Annotated in this window: 17 protein-coding genes; all 17 read left to right on the top strand. The window is 69.1% G+C overall.

Features of this window, described 5'->3' with window-relative positions:
- Positions 1-322: 322 nt before the first annotated feature.
- The 17 genes from CAM01S_RS14850 to der all read left to right on the top strand — a co-directional run bounded on the left by CAM01S_RS14850 (position 323) and on the right by der (position 17,989).
- Positions 323-1,489, top strand: coding sequence for a hypothetical protein (locus tag CAM01S_RS14850; protein WP_169795855.1), 1,167 nt, complete (start codon positions 323-325; stop codon positions 1,487-1,489).
- Positions 1,486-2,205 carry a hypothetical protein gene (locus CAM01S_RS11060; protein WP_245631616.1) on the top strand — a complete coding sequence of 240 codons (720 nt, stop codon included), beginning with the start codon at positions 1,486-1,488 and terminating at the stop codon, positions 2,203-2,205. The genes CAM01S_RS14850 and CAM01S_RS11060 overlap by 4 nt, the downstream gene beginning before the upstream one ends.
- Positions 2,153-3,214, top strand: a complete 1,062-nt coding sequence (locus tag CAM01S_RS11055) for an HAD-IIA family hydrolase (RefSeq protein WP_083527957.1) — start codon at positions 2,153-2,155, stop codon at positions 3,212-3,214. The genes CAM01S_RS11060 and CAM01S_RS11055 overlap by 53 nt, the downstream gene beginning before the upstream one ends.
- 10 nt (positions 3,215-3,224) lie before the next feature.
- Complete coding sequence (locus tag CAM01S_RS11050) at positions 3,225-3,428, top strand: hypothetical protein (RefSeq protein WP_157071529.1); 204 nt, start codon at positions 3,225-3,227, stop codon at positions 3,426-3,428.
- Complete coding sequence (locus CAM01S_RS11045) at positions 3,382-4,224, top strand: TlyA family RNA methyltransferase (protein WP_066521119.1); 843 nt, start codon at positions 3,382-3,384, stop codon at positions 4,222-4,224. Before CAM01S_RS11050 ends, CAM01S_RS11045 begins: the two co-directional genes overlap by 47 nt.
- On the top strand, positions 4,221-5,147 hold the full coding sequence (locus tag CAM01S_RS11040; RefSeq protein WP_066521117.1) for an NAD kinase: 927 nt from the start codon (positions 4,221-4,223) through the stop codon (positions 5,145-5,147). The genes CAM01S_RS11045 and CAM01S_RS11040 overlap by 4 nt, the downstream gene beginning before the upstream one ends.
- Positions 5,144-6,847 (top strand): DNA repair protein RecN, encoded by a 1,704-nt coding sequence (recN, locus tag CAM01S_RS11035; RefSeq protein WP_066521107.1) that lies wholly within the window; start codon positions 5,144-5,146, stop codon positions 6,845-6,847. Before CAM01S_RS11040 ends, recN begins: the two co-directional genes overlap by 4 nt.
- A 105-nt stretch (positions 6,848-6,952) precedes the next feature.
- Entirely contained in the window at positions 6,953-8,707 is a 1,755-nt protein-coding gene (gene pyrG, locus CAM01S_RS11030) for a CTP synthase (RefSeq protein WP_066521104.1), read from the top strand.
- Positions 8,708-8,840: 133 nt separating this feature from the next.
- A complete protein-coding gene (locus CAM01S_RS11025) occupies positions 8,841-9,413 on the top strand; it encodes an NUDIX domain-containing protein (RefSeq protein WP_066521102.1) in 573 nt (190 codons plus the stop codon).
- Between the two features lie 17 nt (positions 9,414-9,430).
- Positions 9,431-10,411 carry a site-specific tyrosine recombinase XerD gene (locus CAM01S_RS11020; RefSeq protein WP_066521296.1) on the top strand — a complete coding sequence of 327 codons (981 nt, stop codon included), beginning with the start codon at positions 9,431-9,433 and terminating at the stop codon, positions 10,409-10,411.
- A gap of 54 nt (positions 10,412-10,465) precedes the next feature.
- Positions 10,466-11,329, top strand: coding sequence for a ParA family protein (locus tag CAM01S_RS11015; protein WP_066521099.1), 864 nt, complete (start codon positions 10,466-10,468; stop codon positions 11,327-11,329).
- Entirely contained in the window at positions 11,313-12,188 is an 876-nt protein-coding gene (locus CAM01S_RS11010; protein ID WP_066521096.1) for a segregation and condensation protein A, read from the top strand. The genes CAM01S_RS11015 and CAM01S_RS11010 overlap by 17 nt, the downstream gene beginning before the upstream one ends.
- Before the next feature lie 145 nt (positions 12,189-12,333).
- On the top strand, positions 12,334-12,945 hold the full coding sequence (scpB, locus tag CAM01S_RS11005; RefSeq protein ID WP_281176702.1) for an SMC-Scp complex subunit ScpB: 612 nt from the start codon (positions 12,334-12,336) through the stop codon (positions 12,943-12,945).
- 496 nt (positions 12,946-13,441) lie between these two features.
- On the top strand, positions 13,442-14,245 hold the full coding sequence (locus CAM01S_RS15130; RefSeq protein WP_066521090.1) for a pseudouridine synthase: 804 nt from the start codon (positions 13,442-13,444) through the stop codon (positions 14,243-14,245).
- Between the two features lie 93 nt (positions 14,246-14,338).
- Positions 14,339-15,448 (top strand): prephenate dehydrogenase, encoded by a 1,110-nt coding sequence (locus CAM01S_RS10990; RefSeq protein ID WP_066521083.1) that lies wholly within the window; start codon positions 14,339-14,341, stop codon positions 15,446-15,448.
- A 301-nt stretch (positions 15,449-15,749) separates the two neighbouring features.
- A complete protein-coding gene (cmk, locus tag CAM01S_RS10985; RefSeq protein WP_066521284.1) occupies positions 15,750-16,430 on the top strand; it encodes a (d)CMP kinase in 681 nt (226 codons plus the stop codon).
- Between the two features lie 32 nt (positions 16,431-16,462).
- Positions 16,463-17,989 carry a ribosome biogenesis GTPase Der gene (gene der, locus CAM01S_RS10980; RefSeq protein ID WP_066521080.1) on the top strand — a complete coding sequence of 509 codons (1,527 nt, stop codon included), beginning with the start codon at positions 16,463-16,465 and terminating at the stop codon, positions 17,987-17,989.
- Positions 17,990-18,078: the final 89 nt, after the last annotated feature.

The following is an 18,078-nucleotide window of genomic DNA, read 5'->3' as shown; positions in this document are numbered from 1 at the left end:
TTTTTCATGCCCAGATCGCCGCCATTGCGAGTCAGCCCCGCTCCCGGCGGGCCCCGTGCGAAGTCCTCGTTAGGTGTCCTCGGCGCGGCTGTTGAGTACGATCGACCAGCGCAGTCAACCCGCCTCGAGCGGACCATACCGGGACATGCGGACATGTGCCGCGTGAACCCCAACTGAACAGCGACGCCGGCCATAGCGGCCAACAATGATCAAGGAGCCTCCGTGTCCAACGCACATGACAGCGATTCGAACGATCGCGACGATCGCGGCCGGAACGGTCAGGAGTCGGGGCAGAGCGGTTCTCAGGGCTACGGACATGGAGATGGGCGACGATCAGGCGACCGTCAGAACACCGGCTCCGGCCGTGACCGAAGCGGCAGCGGGGGCGGCTCTCAGCGTGGCCATGGTGCCGCTCGTTGGCACCGCGGAGGCGACGAGCGTCGCGATCCACGCGGCGCGGGCGGACGCTCCTACGGATCGCGCGACGGTAACAGTCGCCCGGATGCTTCAGGCAGTGGCGACCGCCGGTCCGATTCGGCGGGACGCGACCGAGCAGCGGGACGCGGCGACTTCCGCGCACGGGGAGATCGATCCTCCCAATCCGGCCGATGGTCCAGCGGTCCACGAGAGTTCGAACGTCGGAGCACAGACGACCATGGCCGGACACCGCGGTCGGGCGAAGGTCGAGGCTATCGGCAGCAGGGCGGGAACGATCGCTCGGGAGATGGGGCGGAGCGTCGCTTCGATAGGCCGGAACGGCCGGGCGGTCACCAGGGCGGAACGAGTTCAGGAGATGCCCGCGGCTCGCGTCGATTCGGTGACCAATACCGCGGCGTGGAGCGCGGTGGCGGGTTCCGCGGAGGCAGCCGCCGCGACGATGGCCGATACTCAACAGACGGCCGCGACGGTGATCGGTCCCGTCCCGACCGTCGAGGCGCTGACCGATCGCGTCCAGACCGGCGTGACGGTGACTGGTCGCGTTCCAACCGTCGCGAGGGCGACCGCCACGGGCCCGACCGCCGCGACGGGAACGGTTGGCGCAAAGACAGTGGTTCCTCGCGAGATCGTGACGAGCAGCGGCCGCAGTGGAACCGTCATGAACCGGGCGCTCCCACGCACGGCGGCGGTAGCAGCGGCCGGTCTCGATCTGATCGACGTGACGGAGAGCGTCCGCAGCGACCATACGGGTCGAGGCCAGGCCAGCAGGACCGCGGGCGGTTTGGTACGTCCTCTGAGACCGGTCGAGGTCGATTCGGTGATTCGTCCAGTGGCGGTAGGGGCCGAATCAGTGGCTCCGACGACGGCGGCCGCCGTCGGTTCGGAGACGGATCCCGTCGCCCTGGGGCGCGCTTCGGCGAAGGCGCGCGGGACGAGTACGTCGACCGCGACCCCTTTGGGACGCGCTCGGTTCGTCCTCGTCACGACGATCCAGAGATTCCCGAGACCATCCAAACCCGCGACCTCGACCGGGGCGCTCGTGCGGAATTGAAGACGCTGAGCAAAGACAACGCGGATTGGGTTGCGCGTCACCTCGTGGCCGCGGCGCTGTTCATCGACGACGATCCCGAACGTGCGCATCAACATGCGCTGAGCGCCGGGCGGCGCGCGGGGAGGGTCGCAGTCGTCCGTGAGACGCTCGCCATCACCGCGTATCGCAATGGCGATTACGCGGCGGCGCTCCGAGAACTGCGAACGTACCGTCGGATCTCCGGTCGCAACGACCAGATCCCGATGATGGTCGACTGCGAGCGCGGCCTCGGACGGCCCGAGCGGGCCCTCGAGCTCGGACGTTCGGTGGACCGGGCCGACCTCGAACAGGCCGTACAGGTCGAATTGGCCATCGCGATGTCCGGCGCGCGCCTCGACCTCGGTGATCCCCAAGCTGCGCTCGGGGAGCTTGAGATTCCACAGCTGGATCCCACGACGGCCTACCCCTGGTCGCCCGGGCTCTACAGTGCTTACGCGGCAACCCTCGAAGAGCTCGGTCGGCAGGACGAGGCGGACGAATGGTGGGCCCGCGTCGACGCAGCGACTGCTGCGCTCGCGGAAGCCGCCGATGACGATGCATGGGAGACGATTGATGTGGTCGAGGAAACAGTCGAAGAGTCGGACGAGCCAGGCGGGTTCGACGAGTCCGACGCCGGCGACAGCTATGCCATCGACGACGACAACCCGACCGACGTCGACGGATCAGCTGCAGACTGACCAGCGGGAACCTCGAGCCCCGCTCGAGGGCGTCGACGTTCTCCTCGCCGATCTGGATGGCGTCGTCTACCGCGGCCGCAACGCGATCCCGCACGCCGTGGAAGCCCTCACCGCTGCAGCAGATGGTGCACGCGTCGGTTACATCACGAACAACGCTTCCCGGCGCCCCGAAGACGTCGCGGCACATCTCAGCGGGTATGGGCTCACCGTCGGCGCGGACGACGTGGTGACGAGCTCGCAGGCAGGGGTGCGCCTCCTGGCAGATCTCGTTCCCCATGGCGCGACCGTGCTCGTCGTCGGCGGGGTCGGGCTCACGACTATCGTCGAAGACGCTGGGTTCCGCGTCACTGACTCTGCGGATGCCGGGCCTGCCGCTGTCATTCAAGGCTTCTCGCCGGAGATCGGCTGGAAGCAGCTCGCAGAGGCATCGTTCGCGCTCGCGTCCGACATTCCCTGGGTCGCCACCAACATGGACTGGTCGATCCCGGTCGAACGTGGAATCGCTCCCGGGAACGGAACGCTCGTCGCGGCCGTGCATAACGCGGTCGGCCGGATGCCCGTTGTCGCGGGCAAGCCGGAGCGGGCCATTTTCGACACGGCCGTGGAGCGATTCGGCGGCGACCGTCGGCTGTTCATCGGCGACCGTCTGGACACCGATATCAAGGGCGCGAATGCGGCCGGGATCGACAGCGCGCTCGTACTCACCGGAATCGACCAGCCGAAGCAGGTCCTGGCGGCTGACGAGCGCTCCCGGCCGACCTACGTGCTTCGCGACCTCCGTGGTCTCAGCGAACCGTATCCAGCGGTCGAGCGCACCACACTTGCCGACGGGACCCGAGTCGTTCGGATCGGCGGCGCCGTCGTTCGGATGCGGCAACACATCGTCCGCGTCGAGGAAGCCGGCGGTGATTTCCTCAACCTCCTGCGCGCAGGGGCGGTCGCGATCTGGGACTCGGGCCTCGCGATCTACGGCCTCGACGTGGACCCTCAGCTCTACGCGGGCGAGTAGCGTGACCGCCATGCAGGAGGGGGCCGACAGCGTCGAGGATGTCCACGACGCCACCAGCGGAGCTGAGAGCGACAGCGCCGCCCAGGAATCGACGATCGCGGACTCTGTCGCGTCGGTCGAGGCGCTTCCGCTCGATCAGCATGTCGCAGGATTCGCGGCGCTTCACGATGCCCTCCGGGACCGCCTCGAGAACGGCGACGCGGCGGGTGCCTGAAACGCGGCTCGACACGCTGCTCGCAGCGCGCGGACTCGTGCGGTCGCGGACCGCAGCGGCGCGGCTCGTGCAAGACGGTCGCGTCACCGTGAACGGGCGACCCGTGGTGAAGGCCTCCACGCTCGTCGATGACACGGCCTCCCTCGCCGTCGAGGTCGAGTCCGAGTGGGTGTCGCGCGCCGCAGGCAAGCTCATCGCGGCGCTCGATGCATTCGCCGTCGACCCGAATGGCCGTGTCGTACTCGATGTCGGTGCGTCCACCGGCGGATTCACGCAGGTGCTCCTCGCCCGTGGAGCAGACCGAGTGCTCGCGCTCGACGTCGGCCACGGCCAATTGGACCCGCAGATACGAGCAGATCGACGCGTCGTCGCCGTCGAAGGATGCAATGTCCGCACCCTGACTCCTGTCGACTTCGACGCGATCGACAGCGCGGCATGCCGCACGTCGCTGATCGTCGGAGACCTCTCGTTCATCAGCTTGCGACTCGTGCTTCCAGCGCTCGCCGCATGCACACCGGCCGACACGATGGTGCTGCTCGTCAAACCACAGTTCGAGGTCGGGCGCAGTGGTGTTCGTGAAGGGATCGTCCATAACGCGGACCTCCGGCACGACTCGGTCATGAACGTTCTTTGGGCAGCATGGGACCTCGGCTTCGGCACGGACGGCGTCATCGAATCGCCCGTCGTCGGAACCCACGGCAACCGCGAATATCTTGTGCATCTGCGGCGGTCGCACGGGCGCAATCCGACAGAATGGATCGACCGAGTGACACAGCTGACAGGAGGCGCCGGATGAACGACGAGCGGCACATTCTGCTCGTGTCCCACACCGGTCGCAGTGACTCGATCGGCGCGGCACTCGAAGTCTGCGACATCCTGCACAGCGCGGGACTCACCCCGGTCATGCCGTTCGACGAATATGCGGACATCCGGCGCGCAGAAGCGAACGTCGGAGCCGTCCACATTCTCGGCGTCGATGTCCAGCCGGCCCAACTCGAGATCGTCATCGTGCTCGGCGGCGACGGCACGATCCTCCGCGCCGCCGAGCTCGTCCGCGGGACCACGGCACCCGTTGTCGGCGTGAACCTCGGCCATGTCGGCTTCCTCGCCGAGAGTGAGCGCGACGGCCTCACCGAAACGGTCCAGCGCGTCCTCAAGCGGAGCTATCGGGTCGAGGAACGCGTCACCCTGCAGGTCGACGTCGTCGTCGGCGAAGAGACCGTCTGGTCATCGTGGGCGCTGAACGAAGCCACGGTCGAGAAAGCGTCGCGGGAGCGCATGCTCGAAGTCGTCATCGAAGTCGACGGCCGGCCGCTCTCGTCATTCGGATGCGACGGCGTCGTGATGTCCACCCCGACCGGGTCCACCGCATATTCGTTCTCCGGCGGCGGCCCCGTAGTTTGGCCTGACGTGGACGCGATGCTTGCTGTACCGCTGAGCGCCCACGCGCTGTTCTCGCGGCCCATCGTCGTCGGACCCGACTGCGTCCTCGCGGTCGAGGTCCTCCGACGCACCAGCGGCGTCGGAGTCCTCTGGTGCGACGGCCGACGGACGCACGATCTGCCTCCCGGGGCGCGGGTCGAGGTGAAACGATCACCGGAGCCGGTCCGGCTGGCACGGCTCAAGAACGGTCCCTTCACCGATCGGCTCGTCGCGAAGTTCCAACTCCCCACGCAGGGGTGGCGGGGGCGGCACCATGAGGACGATGAATTCCGATGATCGAGGAGATCCGGATCCAAGACCTCGGCGTCATCGGTGATGCGACCCTCGAACTCGGACCCGGGTTCACCGTCGTCACCGGCGAGACCGGCGCGGGCAAGACCATGATCGTGACGGCGCTGGGGCTGCTGCTCGGCGCCCGCGCAGACCCCGGGGCCGTGCGCCGCGGCAAGCCGACGGCCGTGGTCGAAGGCCGGTGGCGCCTCCCCGCCGACCCTGCGGCAGCCGCGTCCGTCGTCGAACGGGTCGAAGACGCGGGAGGCGCCGTGGAAGACGGCGACCTCATCCTCACCCGGACGGTGTCCGCGGAAGGGCGCAGCCGGGCGACCGTCGGCGGCCGCAGCGCTCCGGTCGCCGTGCTCGGCGACCTCGCCGATGCGCTCGTCGCCGTGCACGGCCAATCCGATCAGATCCGACTCACGGCAGCCGCGGCGCAGCGCGCAGCGCTCGACGCGTACGGCGGTGCGGCGGTGACGCGCGCGCTGACTGTGTATCGCGACGTGTTCACGCGCTGGCAGGAGCACGCGGCGCTGCTCGCGCGCCTCACTGGCGACCGGGAGGCGCGGCTCCAGGAGGCTGCGCGCCTCCGGACAGCAGTCGACGAGATCGAACAGCTCGCCCCAGCGCCTGGCGAAGACACCGCGCTCGCGGAGCGCGCCGAACGTCTCGGCAACCTCGAGGAGCTTCGGCTCGCCGCGGGCCTCGCGCACGAGGCGTTGTCGAGCGAATCCGTGGGCGACACCCAGGACGTCGTCGGTCTGATCGAAGCGGCACGACGCGCGCTCGAACGCGTCGCCGGTGCGGACCCGCAACTCACTCCGGTGATCGATCAACTTGCCGAACTCGGATTCGCTGCCGCCGAAGCGTCCGCGGCGGTCTCGCGCTACCTCGGATCGTTGGACTCCGACGGCGGCCACGATCTCGAACTCGTCAATGAGCGGCGCGCCGCGCTCACCGCGGCCGTTCGGAAGCACGGCGTCGCATCGGTCGATGAGCTCCTCGCGTTCGCCGCGGAGGCGTCCGACCGGCTGCTCGAACTCGATGGCGACGACGATCGAATCGCCGCACTCGAGACAGCAGCCGTCGACGACGAACGGGAGCTCGCCGAAGCAGCGGATGCACTGACGACGGCTCGACGTGACGCCGCCGCGACGCTCGCGCGCCGAGTCACCGACGAGCTCGCGAATCTTGCGATGGCGGGCGCGGAGCTCGTGGTGCGTGTGGACGACGCGGGCGAGTATCGGCACGACGGGCGCGATCAGGTGTCGATCCTGCTCCAGCCCCACGCCGGCTCCGACCCTCGACCGATCGCCAAAGGTGCTTCGGGTGGGGAACTCTCACGGGTGATGCTCGCCATCGAAGTGGTGATGGCGGGTACGGCGCCCGTGCCGACGTTCGTCTTCGACGAGGTCGACGCCGGCGTCGGAGGCGCGGCCGCCATTGAGATCGGTCGTCGCCTTGCGGAGCTCGCGAAGACCACGCAGGTCATCGTGGTCACGCATCTCGCGCAAGTCGCGGCGTTTGCAACGAACCACCTCCGCGTTGTGAAGGACGCCTCCGGTGCCGTGACCGCGTCGAGCGTGCAACGGCTCACCGGCGCCGAACGGGTCGAGGAGATGGCGCGCCTGCTCTCCGGACTCACCGAAAGCGAATCCGGAATCGAACACGCCAAAGAGTTGCTCGAGCTCGCGCACGCCTGACCTGGGCGAGCAGCGCTCGGGCGCAAGAAGCCCGGCGCACGCTTGACACGCGCGAGAAGCGCGCCGGTCGCGACAGAGGCTCCGGCTCGCATAGGATGGAAGCCCGTGGCGGACACTCTCAGCAGCGGCACCCAGACCAACCCGACCCCGAAGGTCACGAAGCACATCTTCGTCACCGGCGGGGTCGTCTCGTCTCTCGGCAAAGGCCTGACCGCCGCCAGCCTCGGCAATCTGCTCACCGCCCGCGGGCTCCGCGTCGTCATGCAGAAGCTCGACCCGTACCTCAACGTCGACCCGGGCACGATGAACCCGTTCCAGCACGGCGAGGTGTTCGTCACCGACGACGGCGCCGAGACCGACCTCGACATCGGCCACTACGAGCGCTTCCTCGACATCAACCTGTCCCAGGCGGCCAACGTCACGACAGGCCAGGTCTATTCGACGGTGATCGCGAAAGAGCGTCGCGGCGAGTACCTCGGCGACACCGTGCAGGTGATCCCGCACATCACCGACGAGATCAAGCGCCGCATGCGCGAGCAGGCGTCGAACGAACCGCAGCCGGACGTGATCATCACTGAGGTCGGGGGCACCGTCGGCGACATCGAGTCGCAGCCGTTCATCGAGTCCGCCCGGCAGGTCCGCCACGAGCTCGGCCGGGCGAACGTGTTCTTCGTGCACGTGTCGCTCGTCCCGTTCATGAATGCGTCTGGGGAACAGAAGACCAAGCCGACCCAGCACTCCGTCGCCGCGCTCCGCTCGATCGGTATTCAGCCCGACGCGCTGGTGCTCCGCAGCGACCGCCCGGTCTCGGACGCGAACAAGCGCAAGATCGCGCTGATGTGTGACGTCGACGAGCGCGCCGTCGTCAACGCGGTCGACGTCCCCTCGATCTACGACATCCCGACGATGCTGCACAACCAGGGCCTCGACGCCTACATCATCGACGCGCTCGGTCTCACTGCGCACGACGTGGACTGGTCAAGCTGGAACGAAGTGCTTCGTGCCGTGCACGAGCCCAAGCGCGAGGTCACGATCGCGCTCGTCGGCAAATACATCGACCTGCCCGACGCCTACCTCTCCGTGACCGAGGCGCTCCGCGCCGGCGGTTTCGCCCACAACACCAAGGTCCTCCTGAAGTGGGTCGTGTCCGACGACTGCACCACCCCGGAGGGCGCCGCGAAGCAGCTTTCCGACGTCGACGGCATGTGCGTGCCCGGCGGGTTCGGCGTTCGGGGCATCGAGGGCAAGCTCGGAGCGCTTCGGTTCGCTCGCGAGAACGGGATCCCGACGCTGGGACTGTGCCTGGGCCTCCAATGCATGGTGATCGAATTCGCACGGCACGTGGCCGGGCTGCACGAGGCGTCGTCGTCCGAGTTCGATCCGGACACCCCGACCCCGGTGATCGCCACGATGGCGGAGCAGGTCGACATCATCGCCGCAGGCGAGCTCGGGGGCACCATGCGGCTCGGCCTCTACCCGGCGCACCTGCTCGAAGGCTCGCTCGCCGCCGATCTCTACGGCGCGACGGAGGCGTCCGAGCGGCATCGTCACCGCTACGAGGTGAACAACCACTACCGGGAGCAGATTGCCGACGCTGGCCTGGTGTTCTCCGGCACCTCACCCGACGGCACCCTTGTGGAGTACGTCGAACTCGACCGCGGTACGCACCCGTTCTACATCGGCACGCAGGCGCACCCGGAACTGCGCTCTCGCCCGAACCACGCGCACCCGCTGTTCGCGGGCCTTGTCGCCGCCGCGATCGATCGAGCGGAGGCGTCCCGCCTGTTCGAAGTGGACGGGGAGGACACCACCAGCGAGACGGCTGTCGATGCAGCCGACGTGGAGGCTGTGGCCGGCTGACGCAGGCGAGCCGACGGGGAGGCTGTGGCCGGCTGAGCCACGCGGGCCGCTGCGGAGGCTGCGGCGCGCTGACGGTCGCGGGCCGACGGGGAGGCTGTGGCCGGGTCCGTCCGAGCGCGGGCAGGATGGATGCATGACGATCGCTGACGAGCCCGCGAACCCGCCCATCATCGAGTCCGAGGTCGTCTTCACGGGCGCCGTGTGGGATGTCCGTCGGGACCGCGTCGACTACAACGGCTCCGAGATGGTCCGGGAATACGTCGCGCACACCGGCGCGACCGCTGTGCTCGCGGAAGACGAGGACGGCCGCGTTCTCGTGATCCAGCAGTACCGGCACCCGATCCGCAAGCGAGACTGGGAGTTGCCGGCAGGTCTCCTCGACCAGGAGGGCGAATCGCCGCTGGTCGCAGCGCAGCGCGAGCTGGCCGAGGAGGTTGACCTCATCGCTGAGCAGTGGGATCCGCTGCTGCAGTTCCACACCTCCCCGGGCGGCAACAACGAGATGCTGCACGTGTTCCGAGCCCGCGGACTCCGGGCGACGGACGCCGCGTTCGACCGCGAGCTGGAAGAAGCGGACATCGTGCAGCGCTGGGTGGCACGCGATGAGCTCATCGAGGCGGCGCTGAACGGCGAGCTCACGAATTCGATCCTGATGCTGTCGGTGCTCGCCGCGGATGCGGCTGACCGGCGCACGGCCGAACGCTGACCCACGAGCGTGTGCGCGTGACCACGTTCGACGCGGCGGTGGACACCTACCTGCGGCACGTCACGATCGAGCGGGGGCTCTCGCAGCACACGCTCGCCGCATACCGCCGGGATCTCGCGGTGTTCCGCGAATGGCTGGCCGCTTCGGCGCCCGTCGCCGAAGCGGCCGCGGGGCGCACTGGCGGGCGCGAGGCGCTCGACGACATCGGGAGCGTTGCCCGCGCCGATATCAGCGGATTCGTCGAACATCTCGCAACCCGGCCGGAGGGGCCGCTCGCGCCGCGCTCGATCGCTCGCATGCTCAGCTCCGTGCGATCGTTCACCGCGTTCCTGACCGCAGAGGGCGTGCTGCAGGCTGATCCGGCAGTGTCGGTCTCGCCGCCGAAGGCGCCGATGCGCTTGCCGAAGGCGATCAGCATCCCGCAGATGGAGGCGCTCCTCAGCGCCGTCGACGGCGACGACCCGGTGCGGTTGCGCGACCGCGCCCTGCTGGAACTCCTCTACGCGACCGGCGCGCGCATCTCCGAGGCGATCGGACTCAGCGTCGACGACATCATCGATGCCGACACGACGGACGACGACATCACGGTGGTCCGCGTCACCGGTAAGGGCGACAAGCAGCGCATCGTCCCCATCGGCAGCTACGCACACGCCGCGATCGACGCGTACCTCGTTCGGGCGCGGCCGATCTTCGCGGCGCGAGGGATCGGCTCCCATGCGCTGTTCCTTGGCCCCCGGGGTGCCCCGATGTCGCGGCAGAGCGCCTGGCTCGTGATCCAGGCAGCCGCGGAGCGGGCGAATCTCACTGCGCACGTGTCACCGCACACGTTTCGGCACTCCTTCGCGACGCATCTGCTCGAAGGCGGCGCGGATGTCCGCGTGGTGCAGGAACTCCTCGGGCACGCGTCCGTCGCGACCACGCAGATCTACACGATGGTGACCGCCGACATGCTGCGCGACGTGTACCAGACCGCGCATCCGCGGGCGCGAGGGGTGTGACGGACGCGCCCCGCGCCTCCCGGCCGGTGTCGGTGCGCTCGGTACGATGACGGGGTGAGCACGAAATCTTCCGCCCCTGCGACCGTCGGTCCGACCGGGCGGCCCGTGCGCGACTTCCCGGTGCCGGTTGCCCTCGACGGGCACGGCCCGGCTCGCATCATCACGCTCTGCAACCAGAAGGGCGGCGTCGGGAAGACGACGACGTCGATCAACCTCGGGGCCGCGCTCGCCGAGTACGGGCGGCGGGTGCTCGCGATCGACTTCGACCCGCAGGGAGCGCTGTCGGCGGGTCTCGGCGTGCGCACGCACGACGCGCCCACGGTGTACGACCTGCTGATGGGGTCGATCAAGGACCCGAAGCAGATCATTCAGAGCACGGCGACGCCGAACCTCGATGTGATGCCGGCGAACATCGACCTTTCCGCGGCAGAGGTGCACCTGGTCAACGAGGTCGCGCGGGAGCAGATCCTCGCCGGGGTGCTGCGGAAGGTGTCCGCGGACTACGACGTGATCCTCGTCGACTGCCAGCCCTCGCTCGGGCTGCTCACCGTCAACGCGCTCACCGCCGCGCACGGCGTGCTGATCCCGCTGGAGTGCGAGTTCTTCGCGCTGCGTGGTGTCGCGCTCCTCATCGAGACGATCGACAAGGTGCGCGACCGGCTGAACCCGGCGCTGCAGCTGGACGGGATCCTCGCGACGATGTACGACTCGCGGACCCTGCACTCGCGGGAGGTCATGGAGCGCGTCGTCGACACGTTCCAGGACGACGTGCTCGACACGGTCATCGGCCGCACGGTGAAGTTCCCCGACGCGACCGTGTCCGCCCGTCCGATCACGGAGACCGCGCCGGACCACCCGGCCGCTGCTGCATACCGGCAGCTCGCCCGCGAGCTGGTCGCGCGTGGTGCCGTCGCCTGACGGAGGCGAGTCGAGCCTCCGAGGTGCGGAGGCGGTTGGCGATCCGCAGGAGGCCGTGCCGCCGGCTGGCTTCCGTGTGCGGCTCCGCAATTTCGACGGGCCGTTCGACCTGTTGCTCTCCCTCATCACGAAGCGTGAGCTCGACATCACCGAGGTTGCGCTCGGTGAGGTGACGGGGGAATTCATCGCCTACGTGCGCGATGCCGAATCCGTCGACGAACTCGACGAGGCGAGCGAGTTCCTCGTCGTCGCCGCGACGTTGCTCGACCTGAAGGTTGCGGGGCTGCTGCCGCAGGGCGAGCTCGTCGATGCCGAGGACGTCGCGCTGCTGGAGGCACGGGATCTGCTGTTCGCGCGCCTCCTGCAATACCGCGCGTTCAAACAGGCCGCGTCGTGGTTCGGAGCGCAGTGGGCGACCGAGGCGCAGCGGCACGTCCGCAACGTTCGGCTCGAGGAGCGGTTCCGCGCCCGGACGCCTGAGCTGGTGTGGACGCTGTCGGTGCAGGACTTCGCGGCGCTCGCCGCACTTGCGCTCGCGCCGAAGGCGATCCCGACGGTCGGACTCGATCATCTGCATGCGCCGCTGATCAGCATCCGTGAGCAGGCCGCGATCGTGGTGTCGATCCTCCGCACCCGCGCCGAAGCGGGAACGCCGGATGTGCCGTTCCGCGAACTGGTCGCCGGGGTCGACGTGACGGGTATCGTGGTGGCTCGATTCCTCGCCATCCTCGAGCTGTACCGGAACGCGTCGATCAGTTTCGAGCAGGACGAGCCACTCGGAGAACTCATCCTCCGCTGGACCGCAGACGCGTGGTCCGACGAGAGTCTCGCCAACCTGGGAGCCGACTATGACGGATGAAGCGCGCGGCGTTGGTGCTGGCGGTCGTGCCGGGGCGGGTGCTGGTGGTCGTGGCGGAGCCGGTGCAGGTGCTGGGCACGGGGGCGGCAACGCGACTGCGGAGCCGGGTGGCGCCGACGAGATCGACGCCGCGCACGACGCGGAGATGGGCGACGGCCAGGAGGCTGTGGTCGCCGCCCGGGAGGCAGCCGCCGCTCGCGCGACCATCCCCATTGATCGGCAGTTGGAAGCGATCCTCATGATCGCGGATCAGCCGCTGAGTCTGGTGATGCTGGCGGCCGCTGTCGGTGCCCCGGTGCCGGCCGTCCGTCAGGCGATCGAGCGGCTCGTCGCCGACTTCGACGGTGAGGACGGGGGGATCCGGCGAGGATTCGAGTTGCGCGAGGTCGGTGGCGGCTGGCGCTTCTACGTTCGCGCGGACCTCGACCCGGTGGTTGAGCAGTTCGTCGAGGCGGAGCGACCGGCGCGGCTTTCCCAAGCCGCGCTCGAGACGCTCGCGGTCGTCGCATACAAGCAGCCCATCACCCGCTCGCAGATCGCATCGATCCGTGCGGTGAACGTTGACGGCGTGGTTCGAACGCTCGTCGCACGAGGACTCATCGCGGAATCGTTCACCGATGCCGAGACCGGCGCGATCAACTACGTGACAACGGACCTCTTGCTGCAGCAGCTCGGCATCAACTCGGTCGACGAGTTGCCGCTGATCTCGCCGCTCCTCGAAGACGGCTCGGAAGGATTCGGCGATGGTCGAGCGTGACGAGAACGATCGCGACCGTGATAGGCGGCGCGGCTACGGCAACGGCGGTGGACGCGGCGAACGCAGTGGGCGCGGCGGACGCGGCGACCGCAGCGGGCGCGGCGATCGCGGTGGGCGCGGTGGGCGCGGTGGGCCCGGGGACCGTGGCGACCGGTCGGACCGCGGAGGTCGTGCCGACACCGGAGGGCGCGGTAGCCAGGGGAGCACCGTGCGATTCAACGGCCGCCGGTACGTCGGCGGGACTGCTGACGCTCGAAACGTCCGTGATCGCCGCTCCAATCAGCACGCAGACGAGACGGGAGACCGTCGGCTGGGGGCATCTGGAAGGCCTGCGACCGACCGCGGCGCTCGCGCCGGACGACCGGCCACGGATCGCCGGGGCAGGCCCGAGGGTCGCCCCACGGTCGATCGTCGTGAGGGGGAGCGGGACGGCCACGGCCGCCCTGTGGAGGGCACTCCCGAACGTCCGCACATCCCGGAGTGGGACGACCGTGACGTGACGTCGGGTGCTGGGGGGAGCCTCCCGGCCGAGCCGCAGGGTGAGCGACTGCAGAAGGTGCTCGCGGCGGCGGGCGTGGCGAGCAGACGTGTGGCCGAGCATCTCATCGTCGAGGGGCGCGTCACCGTCAACGGCGAGATCGCCGACGAACTGGGGCGCCGCGTCGACCCCGACTCCGACGAGATCGCGGTCGACGGTGTCGCCGTGCAACTGGATCAGTCGCGCCGATACGTGGTCCTCAACAAGCCCAGGGGAGTCGTGTCGAGCATGCGCGACGAGCAGGGGCGCCCCGACCTGTCGCAGTTCACGGACGCGTTCGCGGAACGTCTGTTCAACGTCGGCCGGCTCGATGGGGAGACCTCCGGGTTGCTGATCCTCACGAACGACGGGGCGCTGGCGCACGTGCTGGCGCATCCCTCGTTCGGCGTGACCAAGACCTATGTGGCGAAGGTGCGCGGCGCCGTCACGCCGGCGACCGTGCAGCGCCTGCTCGACGGTGTGGATCTGGAGGACGGGCCCATCGCCGCCGACAAGGTGCGGCTGCTCGAGACCGGGCGAGGATCGTCGCTCGTTGAGGTGACGCTGCATTCGGGGCGGAACCGGATCGTGCGTCGGATGCTCGACGCGGTCGGTCACCCGGTGCAGGAGCTGGTGCGGCGGTCGTTCGGGCCCGTGCACCTCGGATCCCTCGGCGTCGGGCAGATGCGCGAGCTCACCCGGCAGGAACTCGGCGCGCTGCTCACGATCGCGCGGGGGGCCACATCGCCGCCCGGGAGGCGGTCGGCGGAGCAGTCCGAGTAGTCCACGGCGCACCTATCCACAGGTCCTCGGCATGCACTGCACACCGCGTCCTGCGGCGCCCGGATCACTGGGCTCGCTCGCTAGGCTTGCCGCGTGACCGACCCGAACTCCGCACCAGACCGCCGCCTCCCCGGCCCGGTCCGGGTGGTCGGCGCTGGCCTTCTCGGCGCGTCGATCGGGCTCGGGCTCCGGGAACGTGGCGTCGACGTCATCCTCGCCGATGCATCACCGGCAGCCCTCGCGCTCGCCGTCGACTACGGTGCGGGCCGCGCAGCGCAACCGGACGACAATCCGCAGCTCGTCGTCGTCGCCGTGCCGCCGGACGTGACCGCGGAGGTCGTCGCGCGTGAGCTCGTTGCGTTCCCACGCGCGATCGTGACCGACGTTGCGAGCGTGAAGTCGGGCCTCCTGACCGAACTGCAGCGCCAGGGCGCCGACATCACGCGGTACGTCGGCTCGCACCCGATGGCCGGACGGGAACGCAGCGGACCGATCGCGGCGCGGGCCGACCTGTTCACCGGCCGACCGTGGGTGATCGCCCGGCATGACGCCGTGCGCTACCAGGACGCCGCCTGCGTCGAGGATCTTGCGCTGGACCTCGGGGCGACCGTCGTGCCGATGGACCCGGAAACGCACGATCGCGCGGTCGCATTCGTGTCGCATGCGCCGCAGCTCGTCTCAACGCTCATGGGCTCACGGTTGCGTGATGCGCCGGAGGGCGCCCTCGGTCTCGCCGGCGGCGGCGTCCGCGACGTCACACGGGTGGCGAGCAGCGACCCAGCCTTGTGGGTGCAGATCATCGGAGCCAACGCGCACAACGTGCGACCAGTGCTCGAGTCGCTTCGCGCCGAGCTGGATACCCTCATCGAGGCGCTCGCCGAACCGTCTGCGCCCGGTTCGCGTCGCGCGGTGGCTGAGGCGATGACCGCCGGTAATCTCGGGGTCGAGCGACTGCCGGGGAAACACGGCACGACACGCCGCTTCAGCCAGGTGGTCGTCCTCATCGACGACAGGCCGGGACAGATCGCGGCGCTCCTCACCTTCATCGGCGAACTCGGCATCAACCTGGAAGACCTCCGACTGGAGCACTCGCCCGGCGCGCAGATCGGTATCGTCGAAGTTTCGGTGGTTCCGGAAGCCGAGCAGCGCCTGGTCGACGAACTCGAGTCCGCAGGCTGGAGGATCGCGGCGGCATGGGCGTGAGCCCTCCGATCCCGGATCCCAATGCCCGCACCACACCTCTGGAGGCGCATCCCGCATGACCGATCAGACTGCCGGCAGCGACGCTGCCATGAACGAGCGCGCCGGGGGATACGACCAGCGCATCCACGATGCGGCGGACGCGCAGTCCGGCGTCACCGGAGGGCCGGACGGACCGGACACGGGCCTCCCGACGCCGGCGGGCCAGCAGGGGCCGCTCGCACCGGGCGGCGACCTGACCGGTGGCGATGACGGCCAGGGTGGCGGGGAGCCAGGGTTCACGCGGTCGCCGCTGCCCGCGGGCATGCCGGACGGCGCCTACGTTGCGAAGTTCGTCATCGCGGTCGACGGACCGGCAGGGAGCGGCAAATCGTCGGTATCTCGAGCAGCGGCGCGAGCGCTCGGCTTTGCGTACCAGGACACCGGAGCCGCGTACCGCGCGCTCGCGTGGCATGCGCTGCAGGACCATGACGACCTCGACGACCCCGCAGCGGTGCTGTCGAGCTGGGACACGTTCCACTACGAGATCGGGACCGACCCGGACGACTACTTCGTGCGCGTCGCCGGCGTCGACGTGACGGAGGCGATCCGCACCCCGGAGGTGACTGCCGCGGTTGCTCACATCGCCAAACTGCCTGAGGTTCGCGCGCGGCTCGTGCAGCTGTTCCGCACAATCATGCGGAACACCGATGCGCCCGGCATCGTGACGGAAGGACGTGACATCACGACCGTCGTCGCCCCCGATGCAGAGGTGCGGATCCTGCTGACCGCGGACGAGTCCGTTAGAATGGCTCGGCGCTCCGCGGAGCACACCCCGGATTCCGCGCGCGAAAGCGCAGAGGCCCTCGCTCGCCGCGATCGCGCGGATTCGAAGGTCGTGGACTTCATGAACGCCGCAGAGGGCGTGACAACCCTCGACTCCACTCATCTCGACTTCGATCAGACCGTGCAAGCGGTGGTTGATCTGGCCCGCGCCGCGAACTGACGCAGCATCGGCCCGCACGCAAGGACGGCATCATGGCGCAACAGGGCAACTGGAACGACAGCGACGACGAATTCCCCGAGTACGACTCGCGGCTTGCGGAGCGGCTCGACGCGATCGACGACGTCGAGGCCGAGCAGCGGGCGACCGCACTGCGCGCGGGCCTGCGCGACTACGAGCTGGAGGACGAAGACCTCTCCCTGCTCGACGCCGGCATCGAGGGCGAGGACGGCTACCACTACCTGCCGGCGCTGCCCGTGCTCGCGATCGTCGGGCGCCCGAACGTTGGCAAGTCCGCCCTGGTGAACCGGATCCTCGGCCGCCGGGAGGCCGTCGTGCAGGATGTCCCCGGCGTCACCCGCGACCGCGTGTCCTACAAGGCGGAGTGGAACAACAAGTGGTTCACCGTCGTCGACACTGGCGGCTGGGAGCCGGACGCGAAGGGCATCAACGCGTCTGTTGCAGCGCAGGCGGAGGTCGCCGTCGACCTCGCCGACGCAGTGCTGTTCGTCGTCGATGTGACCGTCGGTATCACGGCGACGGATGAATACGTCGTTCGCATGCTGCGCTCGTCGAAGCGCCCTGTGATCGTCGTCGCCAACAAGGCGGATGACGAGCGTCGTGACCTCGACGCGTCCGAGCTGTGGAACCTCGGTCTCGGTGAGCCGCATCCGGTGTCTGCGCTGCACGGCCGGGGTGTCGCGGACCTCCTCGACGTCGTCATCGCGACGCTGCCCGACGAGTCCGCGGTGGCCAAGCAAGAGGTCGGGGGCCCGCGGAGAGTCGCCATTCTCGGCCGCCCGAACGTCGGCAAATCATCGCTGCTCAACAAGGCCGCGGGGGAGGAGCGGGTCGTCGTCAACGATCTCGCCGGGACCACTCGCGATCCGGTGGATGAGCAGGTGGAGCTCGGCGGCAAGATCTGGCGGTTCGTCGACACCGCCGGTATCCGGAAGCGCGTGCATCTGCAGCAGGGCGCCGACTTCTATGCATCCCTGCGCACGACCGCCGCGCTTGAGAAGGCCGAGGTCGCCGTGGTGATTCTCGACGTGACGGAGACGATCTCGACCCAAGACCTCCGGATCATCGACCTCGTCCTCGAGTCGGGTCGCGCGCTCGTGCTCGCGTTCAACAAGTGGGACATGCTCGACGACGACCGTCGTCGGTACCTGGAGCGAGAGATCGAGCAAGACCTCGCACACGTCGCGTGGGCGCCGCGGGTCAACATCTCCGCGCGCACCGGCCGACACCTCGACCGGCTCGTGCCCGCGCTCGAGACCGCTCTCGAGTCGTGGGACACCCGTATCCCGACCGGCAAGGTCAACGCGTTCATCGCGGAACTCACGCAGGAGCACCCGCACCCCGTGCGCGGTGGCAAGCAGCCGCGCATCCTGTTCGGCACCCAGGCCGCCAACCGGCCGCCGACATTCGTGCTCTTCACGACCGGGTTCCTCGACCCGCAGTACCGGCGATTCATCACCCGACGACTCCGCGAGGTGTGGGGCTTCGAAGGAAGCCCCATCGTCGTGAACATGCGGGTGCGGGAGCGCCGGAAGCGCTAAGTCGCCGTGCGGCGGGGGCTGGGAGTGAGCGCAGCACAGACTGGCTCAGTACCCGCGTTCCGCAACCTGGCCTCCCAGGCGACGTGACG

Origin of the sequence: Curtobacterium ammoniigenes NBRC 101786 (assembly GCF_001571045.1) — a bacterium.
GTDB lineage: Bacteria > Actinomycetota > Actinomycetes > Actinomycetales > Microbacteriaceae > Curtobacterium > Curtobacterium ammoniigenes.
Note: the sequence above shows the minus strand (reverse complement) of the source record. Positions and strands in the feature narration are given on the sequence as shown.

Coding starts and splice junctions, on each gene's coding strand:
- CAM01S_RS11050 (WP_157071529.1), top strand. CDS start 3,225: ATGCAGGAGGGGGCCGACAGCGTCGAGGATGTCCACGACGCCACCAGC.
- CAM01S_RS14850 (WP_169795855.1), top strand. CDS start 323: ATGGGCGACGATCAGGCGACCGTCAGAACACCGGCTCCGGCCGTGACC.
- CAM01S_RS11045 (WP_066521119.1), top strand. CDS start 3,382: ATGCCCTCCGGGACCGCCTCGAGAACGGCGACGCGGCGGGTGCCTGAA.
- recN (WP_066521107.1), top strand. CDS start 5,144: ATGATCGAGGAGATCCGGATCCAAGACCTCGGCGTCATCGGTGATGCG.
- der (WP_066521080.1), top strand. CDS start 16,463: ATGGCGCAACAGGGCAACTGGAACGACAGCGACGACGAATTCCCCGAG.
- CAM01S_RS11055 (WP_083527957.1), top strand. CDS start 2,153: ATGCCATCGACGACGACAACCCGACCGACGTCGACGGATCAGCTGCAG.
- CAM01S_RS11040 (WP_066521117.1), top strand. CDS start 4,221: ATGAACGACGAGCGGCACATTCTGCTCGTGTCCCACACCGGTCGCAGT.
- CAM01S_RS11025 (WP_066521102.1), top strand. CDS start 8,841: ATGACGATCGCTGACGAGCCCGCGAACCCGCCCATCATCGAGTCCGAG.
- scpB (WP_281176702.1), top strand. CDS start 12,334: ATGGGCGACGGCCAGGAGGCTGTGGTCGCCGCCCGGGAGGCAGCCGCC.
- cmk (WP_066521284.1), top strand. CDS start 15,750: ATGCCGGACGGCGCCTACGTTGCGAAGTTCGTCATCGCGGTCGACGGA.